The following is a 16,132-nucleotide window of genomic DNA, read 5'->3' as shown; positions in this document are numbered from 1 at the left end:
GGGTCACTGTGTTCATTGCCCTTCGATCTCCGACCGAGTGCCCAGGCCCATGGCCTGGCGTGCGAACCAGCGCTTGGCCGGCGGTAGCAGATCGAGCCCCAGCAGGCCCAGGTTACGGCCTACTGCAAGCCAGGGATCGGGCGTTGCGAACAGCCGCGTCAACTGGTCCGAAAAGCCCACGGTCAGCCGCTGGTCCAGGCGCTGGCGTTGCGCATAGCCACGCAGCAGGGATAGCTGGCCCAAATGACCGGTGCTGGCGAGCAAGGCCTCGGCCAACGCCTGCACGTCGCGCATCGACAGGTTGAAGCCCTGCCCGGCGATGGGGTGCAAGGCATGCGCCGCGTTGCCGAGCACGACCAGATTGGAGCGAACCTGCTCCTCGGCCTGCACCAGCGACAGCGGGTAGACGTGCCGAGCGCCGACGCGCTGCAGCGTGCCCAGGCGATAGCCGAACACCGCCTGCAGCTCTTGCAGAAATGCCTGGTCGGGCAAGCCCTGCAAGCGTCGAATGTCGGCGGGAGTACGGGTCCAGATGAGTGCGCAGCGGTTGTCGGGCAACGGCAACAGGGCCATCGGTCCGTCATCGGTGAAGCGCTCGAACGCCTGGCCCTGGTGCGCATTGCCTGGGGTGACGTTGGCAATCAGGGCGTCCTGATCGTAGCGCGTCTGTTGCACGGCGATGCCCAGCTGCTCGCGCAACTCGGAACGACCGCCGTCGGCCAGCACGGCCAGGTCGCACTGCAGCTGAGTGCCGTCGTCCAGGCTCAATTCATGGCCGTCAGCCAGCGCCTGCATCCGAGTCACTTCCGCTGGGCACCGCCAGCTCACGACCTCTTGGTCCAGCGCCTGCCACAGGCACTGCCCCAGCCAGGCGTTCTCCACCACATAGCCCAAGGCCGGCACGCCTTCGTCATCGGCACGAAGCCGCGCGGTGCCGAAGCGACCGCGGTCGGACACGTGGATCTGGCGGATCGCTTCGGCGCGCTGGCTGATCGCCGGCCACAAGCCCAGGCGTTCGTAGATCTGCCGGGTGCCGAAGGACAGCGCCGAGGAGCGCGCATCATAGCTGGGCTGGTAGGCATCGCCCGGCGCGAAACGCTCGATCAGCACGATCTTCCAGCCGCGCGCCCTGGCCCCGGCCTGCAACGCCAGGGCCAGGCTCGCGCCGACCAGCCCGCCACCAATGATGGCCAGGTTGAAGCGGCTCATGCGTCCGCCCGTGCGGCGGCCATCAGCGCCTCGATCTCGGCGACCGACTTGGGCACTGCCTCGGTAAGAATCTCGCAGCCTTTCTTGGTCACCACAACATCGTCCTCGATTCGTACGCCAATGCCGCGCCACTTCTTCGCAACGCTGAGGTTGTCGGGCGCTATGTAGATGCCAGGTTCGACGGTCAAGGTCATGCCGGGTTCGAGCACCCGCCACTCGCCGCCGACCTTGTACTCGCCGACATCGTGCACATCCAGCCCCAGCCAGTGCCCGGCGCGGTGCATGTAGAACGCGCGGTGCGCATCGCGGGCGATCAGCTCGTCGACCTCACCCTTGAGCAGGCCCAGCCGCACCAGCCCCCGGGTAATGACCTGGACCGTCGCTTCATGGGCCTGGTTCCAGTGCTTGTCGGGCCCGATGGCGGCGAAGGCCGCCTGCTGCGCCTCGAGCACCAGCTCATAGATGGCTTTCTGTTCGGGTGAAAAGCGGCCGCTCACGGGGAAGGTCCGGGTGATGTCGCTGGCATAGCAGTCGATTTCGCAGCCGGCGTCGATCAACACCAGGTCGCCGTCGCGCAGCACCGCATCGTTCTGCTGGTAATGCAGGATGCAGGCATTGCGACCGGCCGCGACGATCGAGCCATAGGCCGGCATCTTCGCCCCGCCCTTGCGGAACTCGTAGTCCAGCTCGGCCTCCAGGCTGTACTCGTGCAGCCCGGCACGACAGGCCTGCATGGCGCGCACATGGGCGCGTGCGGAAATATCGGCGGCCCGGCGCATGACCTTGACCTCGGCGGCCGACTTGTACAGGCGCATGTCGTGCAGCAGGTGGTCGAGCGCCTCGAATTCATTGGGTGGCTGGGCGCCCAGGCGCGCCTTGGAACGGATGCTGTTGATCCAGTCCATCAGGTGCCGGTCGAACTCGGGGTGGCTGCCGATCGACGAATAGACGCGGTCGCGCCCCTCGATCAGGCCGGGCAGGATGTCGTCGATATCGCTGATGGGAAAAGCGTCATCAGCACCGAAATCGCGGATTGCCCCCTCCTGCCCGGCCCGCAGGCCGTCCCACAGCTCGCGCTCGGGATTGCGCTCGCGGCAGAACAGCACATACTCGCCATGCTCGCGCCCCGGAATCAGGGCAATCACCGCCTCGGGCTCGGCAAAGCCGCTCAGGTACTGGAAGTCGCTGTCCTGGCGGTAGACGTGCTCCACGTCGCGATTGCGGATGGCCACGGCGGCGGCGGGCAGGATGGCGATGCTGTTGGGCACCATCTGCGCCATCAGTGCCTTGCGGCGGCGGGCATATTCCGATTTCGGGATGTGGCTCATGGGCAGGCAAAGGCTCCGGTCAATGCAGCGACGGCTTGGCGCTGGCTGCGGTCGGTTGCTTGGCCGATTCGGTGTAGAGCAGCAGCGGTGCTACCCGCAGGTATTCCATGACTTCCATGTAGTCGGTCTCGCCGTCTTCGGACTCCTCCAGCGCATCCTGCACCTGGGCGATGGCGGCCAGGTCCTGCAGCACTTCCATGGCTTCGGTGCTCAGCGCCGTGTCGCGCGCGGTCAGGCCGAAACCGGCGAGGAAGCCCTGGCACCACTCGCCCAGCGCGGCGGCGCGCTCGGGCAACGGCGATTCGTCGCTGGGGACCAGCAGCACCACGGTCATGTCGTCGCTGGTGAGTTCGCCCTTGACCATTTCCTGCAGGCCGATGAGCGCCTGGCGAACGTTGTCTGCGGCCGGTGTACCCAGCAGATCGGCGGCATCCAGCAGCCATGGCTCGATCTCGAAGCCGGCACCGGCGCAACTGCGACCCAGCAACAGCCCGTGCAGTTCGGCGGGCGAAACGGTGTGGCCGCTGCTGGTGAGCAGGGCGGCGAAGGCGTGATAGGGAGAATTCTGAATAGGCATGGGCAACTAGGCGCCAGACGGCGCAATGACTAGAATGAAGGCCTTGTATCCTAGCACCGGCAACCGCGCCAGACTATCGACGCGGACAACTACGTGTTCATCTTCACCGGGCCCGCCAGTTCATCGGCGGGCAACATTTCCCAACCGTACCCACCGGGACTCCATGGAACACAACGACCTGCAAGCGCTGATGAGCCGACTCGAATCATTGATCGGACGAGTCGAGCAACTAAAACGACAAAACGGACTCCTATTAGCGCAGGAAAAAACCTGGCGCGAGGAACGCGCAAATCTCATCGAAAAGAATGAAATCGCCCGGCGTAAGGTCGAGTCCATGATTTCGCGCCTCAAGGCCCTGGAGCAAGACTCATGAGTTCAAGCAATAGCGTCACCGTTCAGATCCTGGACAAGGAATACTCGATCATCTGCCCGCCGCAGGAGCGCAGCAATCTGGTCAACGCCGCACGCTACCTGGACGGCAAGATGCGCGAGATCCGCAGCAGCGGCAAAGTGATCGGTGCCGACCGCATTGCCGTCATGGCCGCACTGAACATCACTCACGATCTGCTGCATCGCCAGGACACACCGGATCTGTCGGTCAACGGCACCACTCGCGAGCAGGTTCGCGACCTGCTCGAACGCGTGGACCTGGTGCTTGCCACCGATCCGGAAACGCCCAAGGGCTGAAATCCGCAAAGCTTTTCTGTATACTGGCATCACTCCCTGGAGTGCTTGCCAGTCGGTCATGTCCCTGAGCCGATACGCACAACCACGGGGGTTGCACGTGGGGTTGGTGTGCATGTCCGCTCGACGGAAAGCCTTAAAACCTCCTGTGATCTCCACCTTGAACTTTCGGGTTCAAGGGCTACACCGACAGCGGTTCGTCGGGGAGTACCTGAATTTCCAGCCCATGCCGGCAACACTTGGCGTGGGCTTTTTCATTCGTCGCCGGGCAGCACTGTCCCACGGCGCCCTTGATCAGGATCGACCGCGCCCATGACCGTATCCGCGCCGCTGCCTCGTCAAACACAGCCTCGTCAATCCCTGCGCCGCCAGCTACGTGCGGCGCGTCGCGCCCTTACCCCTGCACAGCAGCGCCTGGCCGCTCGCGATCTCTACCGACAACTGGCCCAGCATCCGCTGTTTCGCCGTGCCCGACACATTGCCCTGTACCTGCCCAACGACGGCGAGATAGACCCGCAACCTCTGTTGCGCGAAGCTCAACGGCGCGGCAAGCGCACCTACCTGCCGGTGCTCAGCGATTGGCCGCGCACCAGGATGGTGTTTCAGCAGGTACGCCGAGGCGAAAAGCTTCGTCCCAACCGCTTTGGCATTCCAGAACCCCGTATCCAGCGCGCACGCCAGCGCACCATCTGGGCACTGGACCTGATCCTGCTGCCGCTGGTGGGGTTCGACGACGAAGGTGGGCGCCTGGGCATGGGCGGCGGCTTCTACGACCGCAGCCTGGCCTACCGCAATCGCCGCACGGCCTGGCAAGCTCCGGTGCTGCTGGGGCTGGCCCATGAGTGTCAGAAGGTGGAGCGCCTGGCGCAGGCCAGTTGGGATATACCGCTGCAGGGAACGGTGACGGACAAGGGTTGGTATCTGAGGTGAGCCTTGCGCCGCGGGGCCAACCTGCGGGAGCGGTCAGTGGCCGCGAACAGGCGCCATCGTTACCGCGGACTTGCCATCGAACCTTGCACCATCGAAGCCTGCACCACGATCAGCTCTGCAGCGGTATCCGCCTTGCTCGCCCACAGACTCTGCGCGTATCCAGTGGTGACGATACCCAAGCCCAACAAAATCACCAATGTCCACAACAAGTCCGGCTTACGGCGCATCGACGTTGCCCCCCTACAGGCAATTAAAGAATCGACAGAACGATATTCTGGCGTGCCGAGCAGCAGCGTCGGGCTTAAATTTGCGCGCATTCTGGGGCAAGCTTGGTAGACAAGCAAACGTTGTTCACGACCAATTGTCGGGTGCGCTTGAATCCCACAAAAGCTGGCCATTTCACATTATTGAGGAACACTCGCCATGGCCTATTGGCTGATGAAATCCGAGCCTGACGAATTGTCCATCCAGGGCCTAGCCACGCTTGACCAGACGCGCTGGGACGGCGTACGCAACTATCAGGCACGCAACTTCATGCGCACCATGGCCGTTGGCGACCATTTCTTCTTCTATCATTCCAGCTGCCCCGAGCCAGGCATCGCCGGCATTGGTCGCATCGTCGCGAGCGACTATCCCGACCCCACTGCCCTGGATCCGGACAGTCATTACTTCGATCCCAAGGCCAGCACCGAGAAGAACCCCTGGACTTCGGTGGATGTAGCCCACGTCGAAACCTTCGACCCCGTGCTCGGGTTGGCCTTGTTGAAGCAGCAGAGCGGGCTTGCCGAACTTGCGCTGGTACAAAAAGGCAGCCGGCTTTCGGTGATGCCGGTAACGACACAGCAGTGGGAAATTGTGCTGGGATTGCGATAGAAGGCTATGTCGAACTGGCCATGACGTTACGCTTCTGGCCCTCGCTCCACATAGCCGCAGTGCGCCATGCGTACCTGCATCGCGCGTTGTGTGCACAAGACTTAACCTTTTCAGCGTCTAACGATGCAGCCCCGTCTGCGCCAAAGAAAACACCCACTCACGTCCATCCTTGCGTTTCTGAAACAAACCTAAATCCACAAGACCGTTGAGTACCGAAGCTGCCGTGTTGTACGAGCAGCCCAAGCTCTCTTTCAGGTTCACAGCCGTGAACTTCATCCCCTTCTCGTTGCTAGCCACCTGCAGTACGGTTTTCTGCTTGTCGCTCAGCTGTGCATACAAACCACTGTCGAACAGGAAGCGATTGAATGAGTTCATATCGGCCAGCGTTTTTTCGTAGGCTTCTTTGAAATCCGCGATGCCGCGAATGATCGTGCGACTTTGGTAGTCGACGAAATACGTCAGGTCCATATCGTCGGTTTCGGTATAGAGATAACTCTTGCCGTACTGCACAGGGGCGGCCTTGAGCAATTTGCTGATAGCTATGTAACGAAAGGCAGCGAAGTCATGCTTGAACATGAACCAGTAGAACAATGACCGGGCCACCCGGCCATTGCCGTCGTGAAAAGGGTGCTCATAGCCAATGGCAAAGTGCAGGACGATCGCCTTGATCAGCGGATGCAGGTAACGATTGGTCCTGAACTCACCATGGTTGCTGTTGGCCCATTCGGCCAAGGCTTCCAGCCGCGACTCCAGACCGCGTGCTGGCGGTGGTGTATGCACCACATTGCCATCGCCGTCCTGGACCACTACCTCATCGTTAACGCGGAACACACCTGGGTGATAATGCTCGTCGTCGATGTTCTCCACACCCACTTGGTGGATCTCCGCGATCAAGTCAGCACTCAGCGGTCGTGTGCGATGCTCCCACACGAACTGCATCATCCGATAATTGCCCAGAATCATCTTTTCATCTGGAGTGCGCGGACCTCGCTGACGCTTGAGCAAGTCCTTGGCCACTTGGGTCGTGGTCGATGCACCCTCCAACTGGCTACTGCTGATGGCCTCGTCTTCTATGAGGTCGTTGAGCAGGTATGTCACGTGTTTCTGCTCACCGATCTTGTTGCTCATCCACTCCAATGCAGCACCCGTAGTGTGCCGGTCAGTCTCGGAGGTCGCGGCATGGATCGCTGGCGTCAGTAGCAGTTGGCATTGATGTGCAGGCTGCCCCAGTACAACGACGTCGCTCAGTTGCCGTTCACGCGCCAACTTCACCAGCGACCACACCAGTTCATGGTTCAGTCCTTCAGGAATGCGGAAACGAAGCTTGTCGAAATGCTGATACCGGCCCTTGCCATCCAAGGGCGCGTTGAGAGCCAGGTACTCAGCTATGCGCTCCGGACAATCCCGAGCAATGCGTTGAAGCGGATCGCGGATAACGGCGGGAGGGATCTTGAACATCGCTGTCTCAAAACTCGGTAATTTTGAGACAGCCTACGCCAATGGCAATCTTCTGTCCGCCTTGCTGCAAAACAATCAGTTCACTGCACGATCAGGTTATTGAACAGCAGGTCTTCGACGATAGGCTTGCCCTCTTCGTCGTTCATCACCTGCTGCAATTGCTTGAGGGCTTCCTGACGCAGTTTCTCCTTGGCTTCGACGTTGCCCATCGATTCGGAGGTCTGCTGTGCGAACAGTGCTACCAATTGATTGCGCAGCAGCGGGTCCTGGCGCTTCACGGCAGCTTCCGCTTCCGCGCCGGTGACCTTCAAGGCGATGTCCGCCTTGTACACGTGCAGCTTGGGGCCGCCGTCCAAGGCGTAGTTGCCCACGAACGGTGGGGTCATGCCGATATAGGCAACCTTGGGCGCTGCGTTCTCGCCCTCTTTGGCTGTCTCGTTGGCCATCACGGCGGTCGGCAGGGCCAACGCCAGGCCTATGAATACCCAGGCTTTCATCACATATGTCTCCGCAAGATCGTGTGCTGACTGTATCGGCCAGCACGGGCGATTCAATAGCTCGTTCGAATCCACTGGGCTGAAACGATTATGCAGAAGCGTCAAGCGAGTGGGTGAACAGAACTGAACCGCTTAAGTTCGCATTGCAACATTTTCGCAAACTCCGCTGGGCGGTAATTCGTTTTATTTTCGGTAACGAAACTGTAACATTCGAAACCGCAGCAAATAACAATAAATGGAGCTTGTGAATGTTCGCCTTCTTCCGCCCCGCCCCGCATCGTGCAGCCCTGCCCGATGAAAAGATAGACAGCACCTACCGTCGCCTTCGCTGGCAGATCTTCGCCGGGATATTCATCGGTTACGCCGGTTACTACCTGCTGCGCAAGAACTTCTCGCTGGCCATGCCCTACCTGATCGAAGAACAGGGCTATACCCGAGGCCAACTGGGCTTGGCGATGTCGGCCATCGCCATCTCCTATGGCCTGTCCAAATTCCTCATGGGGATCGTGTCCGACCGCTCCAACCCGCGCTACTTCCTGCCATTCGGGTTGCTGGTTTCCGCCGGCGTGATGTTCGTCTTCGGCTTTGCGCCGTGGGCAACGTCAAGCGTCACCATGATGTTCATCCTGCTGTTCATCAACGGCTGGGCGCAAGGCATGGGCTGGCCGCCGAGCGGCCGGACCATGGTGCACTGGTGGTCGCAGAAGGAACGCGGCGGCGTGGTGTCGGTGTGGAACGTGGCGCACAACGTCGGCGGTGGCTTGATCGGCCCGCTGTTCCTGCTCGGCATGGGCTTGTTCAACGATTGGCACGCAGCGTTTTACGTACCGGCCGCAGTTGCCCTGCTGGTGGCCCTGTTCGCCTTTGCGACCATGCGCGACACACCGCAATCGGTCGGCCTGCCGCCCATCGAGCAATACAAGAACGATTACCCGGAAGGCTACGATTCAAGCCACGAAGAAGAATTCAGCGCCAAGGAAATCTTCGTCAAGTATGTGCTGCGCAACAAGATGCTCTGGTACATCGCCTTGGCCAACGTGTTCGTCTATCTGCTGCGCTATGGCGTACTGGACTGGGCGCCGACCTACCTCAAGGAAGCCAAGCACTTCACCGTCGACACCACCTCATGGGCCTATTTCTTCTATGAGTGGGCCGGTATTCCCGGCACGTTGCTGTGCGGCTGGATGTCGGACAAGATTTTCCGTGGCAACCGTGGGCTGACCGGCGTGGTGTTCATGGCGCTGGTGACCGTGGCAACCCTGGTGTACTGGCTCAACCCGCCCGGCAACCCGACCGTGGACATGATCGCGCTGGTCTCGATCGGCTTCCTGATCTACGGCCCGGTCATGCTGATCGGCCTGCAGGCCCTGGAACTGGCGCCAAAGAAAGCGGCCGGTACTGCCGCTGGCTTCACTGGTCTGTTCGGCTACCTGGGCGGCTCGGTCGCCGCCAGCGCGGCGATGGGTTACACCGTGGACCACTTCGGCTGGGACGGTGGTTTCGTCCTGCTGATCGGCGCCTGCCTGTTGGCGATCGTCTTCCTGATCCCCACGCTCTGGCACAAACAGGTGGCCAGCACCCAGCGTAACGCCTGACGCAAGGCGTGAAGCGCCGTCAGGGCAGGAATTGCTGCGAGGCTTGAGTGCAGCTGCCCTGGTGGCAACGCTTTAGCCTGGCTTCCAGGTTCTTGTCCGGCATTGCGTGATTGCGCAGGGCACTGATGGTTTGCTCGACGTAGTCGCGGGTGCTGCCAAATCGCCCGCTGGCACTGTCGAGAATCTGCGTCAGCAGGTTATCCGGCAGGTTGCCTGCATAGCTGGGCAAATGCCGCTCCAATACGAACCCCAACGCCTGCACCTTGGTGCCGTCTTCAAGACGGCAGTTGAGCCAATGCGGGCGATACGAGGGATAGGGCATCTCGCGCTTCCACAGCGCCAGCAGCGAATTCTCCAGATCTTCCTGAGGCAAGCGATAGGCGAACCCGGCGCACGAGCCGCCTCGGTCCAGACCGAACACCAGGCCGGGCCGCTCGGGTGTGCCACGGTGTTCGTGGGACCACAGGTACAGGCCACGGTGATAGCCATGCACACGCGCTCGGCGCCGCTCCGCAGCGCTGCATTCGGGCCGCCAGATGAGCGAGCCGTAGGCGAACAGCCAGACCGGCCCGCCACGATGGCGCCGCATCGTGGTGTCCAATGAGTGAAGAAGTTGCTCGTGGGTCAATTGCGGCCCGAGATCGAGCGACGGCGGATAGACCACATTCAAGTGCGCAGTTTCGAGTACCGACATAAGCAGTCGCCTGTTATCCCCGTAAGATGGCAATGAAGCCTAACTCTAACGCATTGCAACTCCCGCGTTCCTACCGTATGGCAGATAGATCAATAAATACAAGCGCTTATAATCAACTTCAAATAAATAAGTTATAAGCACCAAACAGGCTCACGGACACATCGACGTGCACGATTTCACGGCAATGCCACTGCGTCGGGTTCGACGCAGGCATCACGACAGCAGAAGCAGGCAACGAAATGACGCAGGGCCAGTGGCAATCAGGCGGGCCGCGGCGCGTAGGCAAAGACGTCGGCACGCATCTGGTGCGCATCCATCCCGGCATTCACCAGGGCATCGAGCGTGGCGTAGATCATCGCCGGTGAACCGCTGCCATAGACATGCACGGCGGTCAGGTCGGCTATGTCTTCGCAGACCGCTTCATGCAGCATGCCGCAGCGCCCTTCCCAGCCGCACAGGTCGCTCACCACCTTGTTCAGGAACAGGTTGGGCAACTGCTTCCATTGCTCCCAATGCTCCAGCGCATAGAAATCCTCGGGGCGACGTACACCCCAGTACAGATGCACCGGATGCTTGAACCCTGCGCGACGGCAGTGCTCGATGAGGCTGTTCATCTGCGCCATGCCGGTACCTGCAGCAATCAGCACCAGCGGCCCATCCGGCAACTCGGCCAGGTGGGTATCGCCATAGGGCATGTGCACACGGGCCATGCCATTGCGCTGCAACTGCTCGATCAAGCTCTGCGCACTGGCTTCGCGGACCAGTACGTGCAGCTCCAGGTCGCGCCCGCTGTGGGGTGCAGAGGCCAGGGAGAAGGCCGACTTTTCGCCGTTGTCGCGCTCGATCATCAGGTATTGCCCGGCATGGTAGCGCGGCGGCTTGCCGGCCGGCGCACGCAGGCGCACGCGCCAGACATCGCCGCCGATATCGACGCAGTCGATCAGCTGGCAGGCCAGGCTGCGCACCGGCAGCTCGCCCTTGGCCAGTACGCCGTCCCAGAGGATCACGCAGTCTTCCAGCGGCTCGGCGATGCAGGTATGAAACTCGCCGCGGTCGATCACCGCGCCCTCCTCGCGAACACTGCCTTCCACCAGCATCGCGCTGCACACATGGCAGTTGCCATTGCGGCAGCTCTGCGGGCAGTCATAGCCCAGGCGCTGCGCGGCCGCCAGAATCCGCTCGGCGGGCAGGGTTTCAAGCACCACGCCCGAAGGTTGCAAGGTCACACGCATCAATCTATTCCCAACTGATTCCAGAGTTCATCGATGCGGCGGGTCACGGCCTCGTCCTTGACGATGACCCGACCCCATTCGCGCGTAGTCTCGCCCGGCCACTTGTGCGTGGCGTCCAGGCCCATCTTGGAGCCCAGGCCGGACACCGGCGAGGCGAAATCCAGGTAGTCGATCGGCGTGTTGTCGATCAGCACGGTATCGCGCTTGGGGTCCATGCGCGTGGTGATGGCCCAGATCACGTCGTTCCAGTCGCGGGCATTGATGTCGTCGTCGGTGACGATGACGAACTTGGTGTACATGAACTGGCGCAGGAACGACCACACCCCGAGCATCACCCGCTTGGCGTGCCCCGGGTACTGCTTCTTCATGGTCACCACCGCCATGCGGTACGAGCAGCCTTCGGGCGGCAGGTAGAAGTCGGTGATTTCCGGGAATTGCTTCTGCAGGATGGGCACGAACACTTCGTTCAGCGCCACGCCCAGGATCGCCGGCTCATCGGGTGGCCGGCCGGTGTAGGTGCTGTGGTAGATCGGCTTGATCCGGTGAGTGATGCGCTGCACCGTGAACACTGGAAACTTGTCGACTTCGTTGTAGTAGCCGGTATGGTCGCCATACGGCCCTTCGTCGGCCATCTCGCCCGGATGAATCACCCCTTCGAGGATGATCTCGGCAGTGGCCGGCACCTGCAGGTCGTTGCCGCGGCATTTCACCAGCTCGGTGCGGTTGCCGCGCAGCAGCCCGGCGAAGGCGTACTCGGAAAGGCTGTCGGGTACCGGCGTCACCGCGCCGAGAATGGTCGCAGGGTCGGCACCCAGGGCCACGGCCACGGGAAACGGCTGGCCAGGGTGCTTGTCGCACCACTCGCGGTAATCCAGGGCGCCACCGCGATGGCTCAGCCAGCGCATGATGACCTTGTTGCGGCCGATCACCTGCTGGCGGTAGATACCCAGGTTCTGGCGTTCCTTGTTCGGCCCCTTGGTGACGGTCAGGCCCCAGGTGATCAGGGGTGCCACGTCGCCCGGCCAGCAGTGCTGCACGGGCAGCATGCCAAGGTCGACGTCGTCGCCTTCCAGGACGATTTCCTGGCAAGGCGCGTCCTTCACCACCTTGGGGGCCATGGCGATGATCTTCTTGAAGATCGGCAGTTTCGACCAGGCATCGCGCAGGCCCTTGGGCGGCTCGGGCTCCTTGAGGAACGCCAGCAGCTTGCCGATCTCGCGCAGCTCGCTCACCGATTCGGCCCCCATCCCCATGGCCACCCGCTCGGGCGTGCCGAACAGGTTGCCGAGCACCGGGATATCGAAGCCGGTGGGCTTTTCGAAAAGCAGGGCCGGGCCCTTGGCACGCAGGGTGCGGTCGCACACCTCGGTCATTTCGAGCACCGGCGAGATGGGCACCTGAATGCGTTTCAACTCTCCGCGCTGCTCAAGCTGCTGCACGAAATCCCGAAGATCCTTGAATTTCATCGACCATGCCAGTTAGAAAATAAGCGTACATCCTACCTGCTCTGGCGGCCGCTGGCAGCCGCCGGCTGGGCTTTAATGGGAATTGCCAGGCGCTGGCGCGTCTACGGGCGCAAGCAGCGGGGCGAACAAGGGCGCCACGAACCCGGCCGCGTCGTCACCCAGGTGGTTGTCGTCCATGTACAGCGAACGCCCGGCAGACTCGGCCACGCAGGTCATGCCATCGGCGCAGAACAGCTGGGTCGTATCGAGGATGCGCACCTGGGGATCACTGGCCGCCAGCTCGGCGAACAGCCCCTGCATGAACGCCTGACGCTGTCGGTGTTCGCGCAGCGGGCGCCCGATGCCGTCGGTCGATCGCTGGAGCATGGCCAGGCGGCTCAGCCGGTAAGGTGCGTTGGCGTTCTGCAAAGGGACTTCATCGAGCAGCCAGACCCGGCTGCCCGCCTGGCGCAAGGCTCGGACTTCGCGCTTGAGCGCCTCGGCCATCTGCACCGGCGCATCGGTACCGGGCAAGCGATAGGTCAGGTCGCCATGCTCGTCGCCATACAGGTACAACGTCCAGCGCGCGACCAGCACCACGTCGCGCTGCGGCGCCTGTGCGATCACGCTACGGACCTGCGCATTGAACTGCCGACACAGGTCGTTGCGCTCCAGTCCCGCGACCGGCACGCAGCCGGCCGAGCTGGCCAGATCGAGTGCCTGCCCGGTGCGCTCGCTGTGTACGCGCAGTGCCGGCATCAGCGCGGCTGCATGGCTGTCGCCCCAGATCAGCGGTGGCAGCACGTCTTTGTTTTGGCGTCCGAGGTGACAGATGAGGCGTTCGGGCGCAGTGGTTTTCTCGAACATGCAGTCACGCTGCCCAGCATGCCATTCGCCGGCCTCGGCGTAGGCCAATGCCTGCGCCGACAGCCGCGACGGTACGCCATCGCTCCAGCGCAGGGATTGCCCCGCCAGGCCCACCACCACCATGGCCAGCAATGCGGCCAACAGCGCCTGACGCGGCTGGGCCAGCCAGCGCCGACCGCGCAGGGGCGTTTCGACCCAGCGCCAGGACAGGTAGCCAAGCAGCAGACTGCCCAGGATCAGCGCAAGGTTTTCGTGCCCAGCGATACCGTCCACGGCGGCATAGTCGGCGAATACGTGCACCGGCCAGTGCCACAGGTACCAGGAATAGGAGATCAAGCCCACCGCCACCATCGGCCGCGTGCCCAGCAGCCGTGACAGCCAGGTCGGCTGGCCGGCGCCGGACCAGATGATCGCCAGCGTGCCCAACACCGGCAGCAGTGCCGCCATGCCGGGGAACGCGGTACGCCAGTCATAGCAGGCAATGGCCACGCCCACGGCAGCGATCCCGGCGGTGGCCACGCCCTGACGCACGGCCACTGTCAGTGGGCGCTGAAACACCGGCGCCACCGCCAGCAGGCTGCCGGCCAACAGTTCCCACGCGCGCGCCGGCAATAGAAAGAATGCCTGCGCCGGGGCTTGCTGAACCTGCCAGACGCTCACCGCAAACGATGCCAGGGCAATGCCGAACAAGCCTCTGCGCCACGCCTTCACATACCGGCCGAGCACGGCCAGCAACAGCGGCAAGAGAATATAGAACTGCTCTTCCACCGCCAGCGACCAGGTGTGCAGCAGTGGTTTAAGCTCCGAATCGGTATCGAAATAGCCGTCCTGCCGGGCGAACAGCACATTGGACATGAACATGGCCTGGTAGCGCGCCGAGCGCCCCAGCTCTTCATAGTCACGCGGCACCAGCAGGAACCAGCCAACGATCAGACAGGCCACCACCATCACCACCAGGGCGGGCAGGATCCGCCGCGCACGGCGCACCCAGAACTCCACAAAACTGAAGTGGCCCGAGGCACGCTCGCGGCAGATGATCGAGGTGATCAGATAACCCGAGATCACGAAGAACACGTCAACGCCGACGAACCCGCCGGCAAAACCCGGAATACCAAAGTGGAACAACACCACGGCAATGACCGCCACGGCGCGCAAGCCGTCGATGTCACGTCGATAGGCTAGGTGAGTCATAACAATCCTTGTCGGCCGAACGGGTCTGGCATGGCTATGCAACGTTGAAAATGCGAATGGCGCCGCAAGGGCGCCATTCGGATCAAGCAGCGGGTGGGCTTACTTGCGTTTCATCGACAGGAAGAACTCGTCGTTGGTCTTGGTCTGCTTGAGCTTGTCGATCAGGAACTCGATGGCCGCTACTTCGTCCATCGGGTGCAGCAGCTTGCGCAGGATCCACATGCGCTGCAGTTCGTCGTCGGCGGTCAGCAGCTCTTCGCGACGGGTACCGGAACGGTTGATGTTGATGGCCGGGAAGACGCGCTTCTCGGCGATCTTGCGGTCCAGGGGCAGTTCCATGTTGCCGGTACCCTTGAACTCTTCGTAGATCACTTCGTCCATCTTCGAGCCGGTTTCGACCAGCGCGGTGGCGATGATGGTCAGCGAACCGCCTTCCTCGATGTTTCGCGCAGCACCGAAGAAACGCTTGGGCTTCTCCAGGGCATGGGCGTCGACACCACCGGTCAGGACCTTGCCGGAGCTCGGGATCACGGTGTTGTAGGCACGCGCCAGGCGAGTGATGGAGTCGAGCAGGATGACCACATCCTTCTTGTGCTCGACCAGGCGCTTGGCCTTCTCGATCACCATCTCGGCCACTTGCACGTGGCGGGTTGGCGGCTCGTCGAAGGTCGAGGCGACCACTTCGCCGCGCACGGTGCGCTGCATCTCGGTGACTTCTTCCGGACGCTCGTCGATCAGCAGGACGATCAGGTGGCATTCAGGGTTGTTGCGCGTGATGTTCGACGCGATGTTCTGCAGCATGATGGTCTTGCCCGCTTTCGGCGGAGCGACGATCAGGCCACGCTGGCCCTTGCCGATCGGTGCGCACAGGTCGATGACACGACCGGTGAGGTCTTCGGTGGAACCGTTGCCGGCTTCCATCTTCATGCGCACCGTAGGGAACAGCGGCGTGAGGTTTTCGAAGAGAATCTTGTTTTTCGCGTTTTCCGGACGGTCGAAGTTGATGGTATCGACTTTCAACAGGGCGAAATAACGCTCGCCTTCCTTGGGCGGTCGGATCTTGCCGACGATAGTGTCGCCGGTACGCAGGTTGAAGCGGCGGATCTGGCTGGGCGAGACGTAGATGTCGTCTGGGCCGGCCAGGTACGAGGCGTCAGCCGAACGCAGGAAGCCGAAGCCGTCCTGGAGAATCTCCAGCACGCCATCACCGGAGATTTCCTCACCGCTTTTGGCGTGCTTCTTCAACAGGGAGAAAATCACATCCTGCTTGCGCGAACGGGCCATATTTTCTATGCCCATCTGTTCGGCCATTTCGAGCAGATCGGTGATCGGCTTTTGCTTGAGTTCAGTCAGGTTCATAAGGGAATGACGTAATCATGTATGGAGGGGAGAAATTAAGCTTTGGGCTTAATGAGGCCGCGCCGCAGAGAAGGCGACAGGATCGCGTACTGATTCGAGTAGGAGTGCGTCGGCGACGGCTTGCAGGGGGCAGAGGAGAAACCAATGCGAGGCCGAATGTAACACCTCGATTTGTAGGCGTCCAGTATCGCGC

The 16,132-nt window shown here is 62.0% G+C and carries 16 protein-coding genes and 1 other RNA gene; 6 read left to right on the top strand and 11 right to left on the bottom strand.

What is annotated here, in order from left to right; all coding sequences use genetic code 11:
• Positions 1 to 12: 12 nt before the first annotated feature.
• From ubiH to H7993_RS13750, 3 genes are read right to left on the bottom strand one after another with little or no spacing between them, the layout of a single operon-like run.
• Entirely contained in the window at positions 13 to 1,209 is a 1,197-nt protein-coding gene (gene ubiH / locus H7993_RS13760; RefSeq protein ID WP_185794703.1) for a 2-octaprenyl-6-methoxyphenyl hydroxylase, read from the bottom strand.
• Positions 1,206 to 2,537: a Xaa-Pro aminopeptidase gene (gene pepP, locus H7993_RS13755; RefSeq protein ID WP_185794702.1), complete on the bottom strand. Its 1,332-nt coding sequence runs from the start codon at positions 2,535 to 2,537 to the stop codon at positions 1,206 to 1,208. Before pepP ends, ubiH begins: the two co-directional genes overlap by 4 nt.
• A gap of 19 nt (positions 2,538 to 2,556) precedes the next feature.
• Positions 2,557 to 3,114 (bottom strand): YecA/YgfB family protein, encoded by a 558-nt coding sequence (locus H7993_RS13750; RefSeq protein WP_185794701.1) that lies wholly within the window; start codon positions 3,112 to 3,114, stop codon positions 2,557 to 2,559.
• Between the two features lie 163 nt (positions 3,115 to 3,277).
• Between H7993_RS13750 and H7993_RS13745 the strand changes: the two genes are divergently transcribed.
• From H7993_RS13745 to H7993_RS13730, 4 genes are all read left to right on the top strand, one after another.
• Complete coding sequence (locus H7993_RS13745; protein WP_122479894.1) at positions 3,278 to 3,487, top strand: TIGR02449 family protein; 210 nt, start codon at positions 3,278 to 3,280, stop codon at positions 3,485 to 3,487.
• Positions 3,484 to 3,801, top strand: coding sequence for a cell division protein ZapA (locus tag H7993_RS13740; RefSeq protein WP_185794700.1), 318 nt, complete (start codon positions 3,484 to 3,486; stop codon positions 3,799 to 3,801). The genes H7993_RS13745 and H7993_RS13740 overlap by 4 nt, the downstream gene beginning before the upstream one ends.
• A 30-nt stretch (positions 3,802 to 3,831) precedes the next feature.
• A non-coding RNA gene (ssrS, locus tag H7993_RS13735) (6S RNA) lies at positions 3,832 to 4,009 on the top strand.
• 101 nt (positions 4,010 to 4,110) lie between these two features.
• Complete coding sequence (locus H7993_RS13730) at positions 4,111 to 4,728, top strand: 5-formyltetrahydrofolate cyclo-ligase (RefSeq protein WP_185794699.1); 618 nt, start codon at positions 4,111 to 4,113, stop codon at positions 4,726 to 4,728.
• 59 nt (positions 4,729 to 4,787) lie between these two features.
• Here H7993_RS13730 and H7993_RS13725 read toward each other — a convergent pair whose 3' ends face one another.
• A complete protein-coding gene (locus H7993_RS13725) occupies positions 4,788 to 5,126 on the bottom strand; it encodes a hypothetical protein (protein ID WP_185794804.1) in 339 nt (112 codons plus the stop codon).
• Between the two features lie 25 nt (positions 5,127 to 5,151).
• On the opposite strand from H7993_RS13725, the gene H7993_RS13720 reads away from it, so the two are divergent.
• A complete protein-coding gene (locus H7993_RS13720; protein WP_185794698.1) occupies positions 5,152 to 5,601 on the top strand; it encodes an EVE domain-containing protein in 450 nt (149 codons plus the stop codon).
• A gap of 117 nt (positions 5,602 to 5,718) precedes the next feature.
• Here H7993_RS13720 and H7993_RS13715 read toward each other — a convergent pair whose 3' ends face one another.
• Together H7993_RS13715 and H7993_RS13710 are read right to left on the bottom strand one after the other, a co-directional pair.
• Entirely contained in the window at positions 5,719 to 7,059 is a 1,341-nt protein-coding gene (locus H7993_RS13715; protein WP_185794697.1) for a Fic family protein, read from the bottom strand.
• Positions 7,060 to 7,139: 80 nt separating this feature from the next.
• Positions 7,140 to 7,556: a flagellar basal body-associated protein FliL gene (locus H7993_RS13710; protein ID WP_185794696.1), complete on the bottom strand. Its 417-nt coding sequence runs from the start codon at positions 7,554 to 7,556 to the stop codon at positions 7,140 to 7,142.
• Positions 7,557 to 7,804: 248 nt separating this feature from the next.
• On the opposite strand from H7993_RS13710, the gene glpT reads away from it, so the two are divergent.
• Complete coding sequence (glpT, locus tag H7993_RS13705) at positions 7,805 to 9,151, top strand: glycerol-3-phosphate transporter (protein WP_122479901.1); 1,347 nt, start codon at positions 7,805 to 7,807, stop codon at positions 9,149 to 9,151.
• Positions 9,152 to 9,170: 19 nt separating this feature from the next.
• On the opposite strand, the gene H7993_RS13700 is transcribed toward glpT, so the two are convergent.
• From H7993_RS13700 to rho, 5 genes are all read right to left on the bottom strand, one after another.
• Complete coding sequence (locus H7993_RS13700; protein ID WP_122479902.1) at positions 9,171 to 9,845, bottom strand: gamma-glutamylcyclotransferase; 675 nt, start codon at positions 9,843 to 9,845, stop codon at positions 9,171 to 9,173.
• A 260-nt stretch (positions 9,846 to 10,105) separates the two neighbouring features.
• The gene (locus H7993_RS13695; RefSeq protein WP_185794695.1) at positions 10,106 to 11,077 is read right to left on the bottom strand and encodes a CDP-6-deoxy-delta-3,4-glucoseen reductase; all 972 of its coding nucleotides are present in this window, start codon (positions 11,075 to 11,077) and stop codon (positions 10,106 to 10,108) included.
• Entirely contained in the window at positions 11,077 to 12,543 is a 1,467-nt protein-coding gene (gene ubiD, locus H7993_RS13690; RefSeq protein WP_122479904.1) for a 4-hydroxy-3-polyprenylbenzoate decarboxylase, read from the bottom strand. Before ubiD ends, H7993_RS13695 begins: the two co-directional genes overlap by 1 nt.
• Before the next feature lie 72 nt (positions 12,544 to 12,615).
• Complete coding sequence (locus tag H7993_RS13685; protein WP_185794694.1) at positions 12,616 to 14,580, bottom strand: acyltransferase family protein; 1,965 nt, start codon at positions 14,578 to 14,580, stop codon at positions 12,616 to 12,618.
• Positions 14,581 to 14,679: 99 nt separating this feature from the next.
• Entirely contained in the window at positions 14,680 to 15,939 is a 1,260-nt protein-coding gene (rho, locus tag H7993_RS13680; protein ID WP_043192255.1) for a transcription termination factor Rho, read from the bottom strand.
• Positions 15,940 to 16,132 lie beyond the last annotated feature (193 nt).

Origin of the sequence: Pseudomonas baltica (assembly GCF_014235765.1) — a bacterium.
In the GTDB taxonomy this organism is placed as follows: domain Bacteria; phylum Pseudomonadota; class Gammaproteobacteria; order Pseudomonadales; family Pseudomonadaceae; genus Aquipseudomonas; species Aquipseudomonas baltica.
The sequence above is the reverse complement of the archived record's forward strand: the minus strand, read 5'-3'. Positions and strand labels throughout refer to the sequence as shown.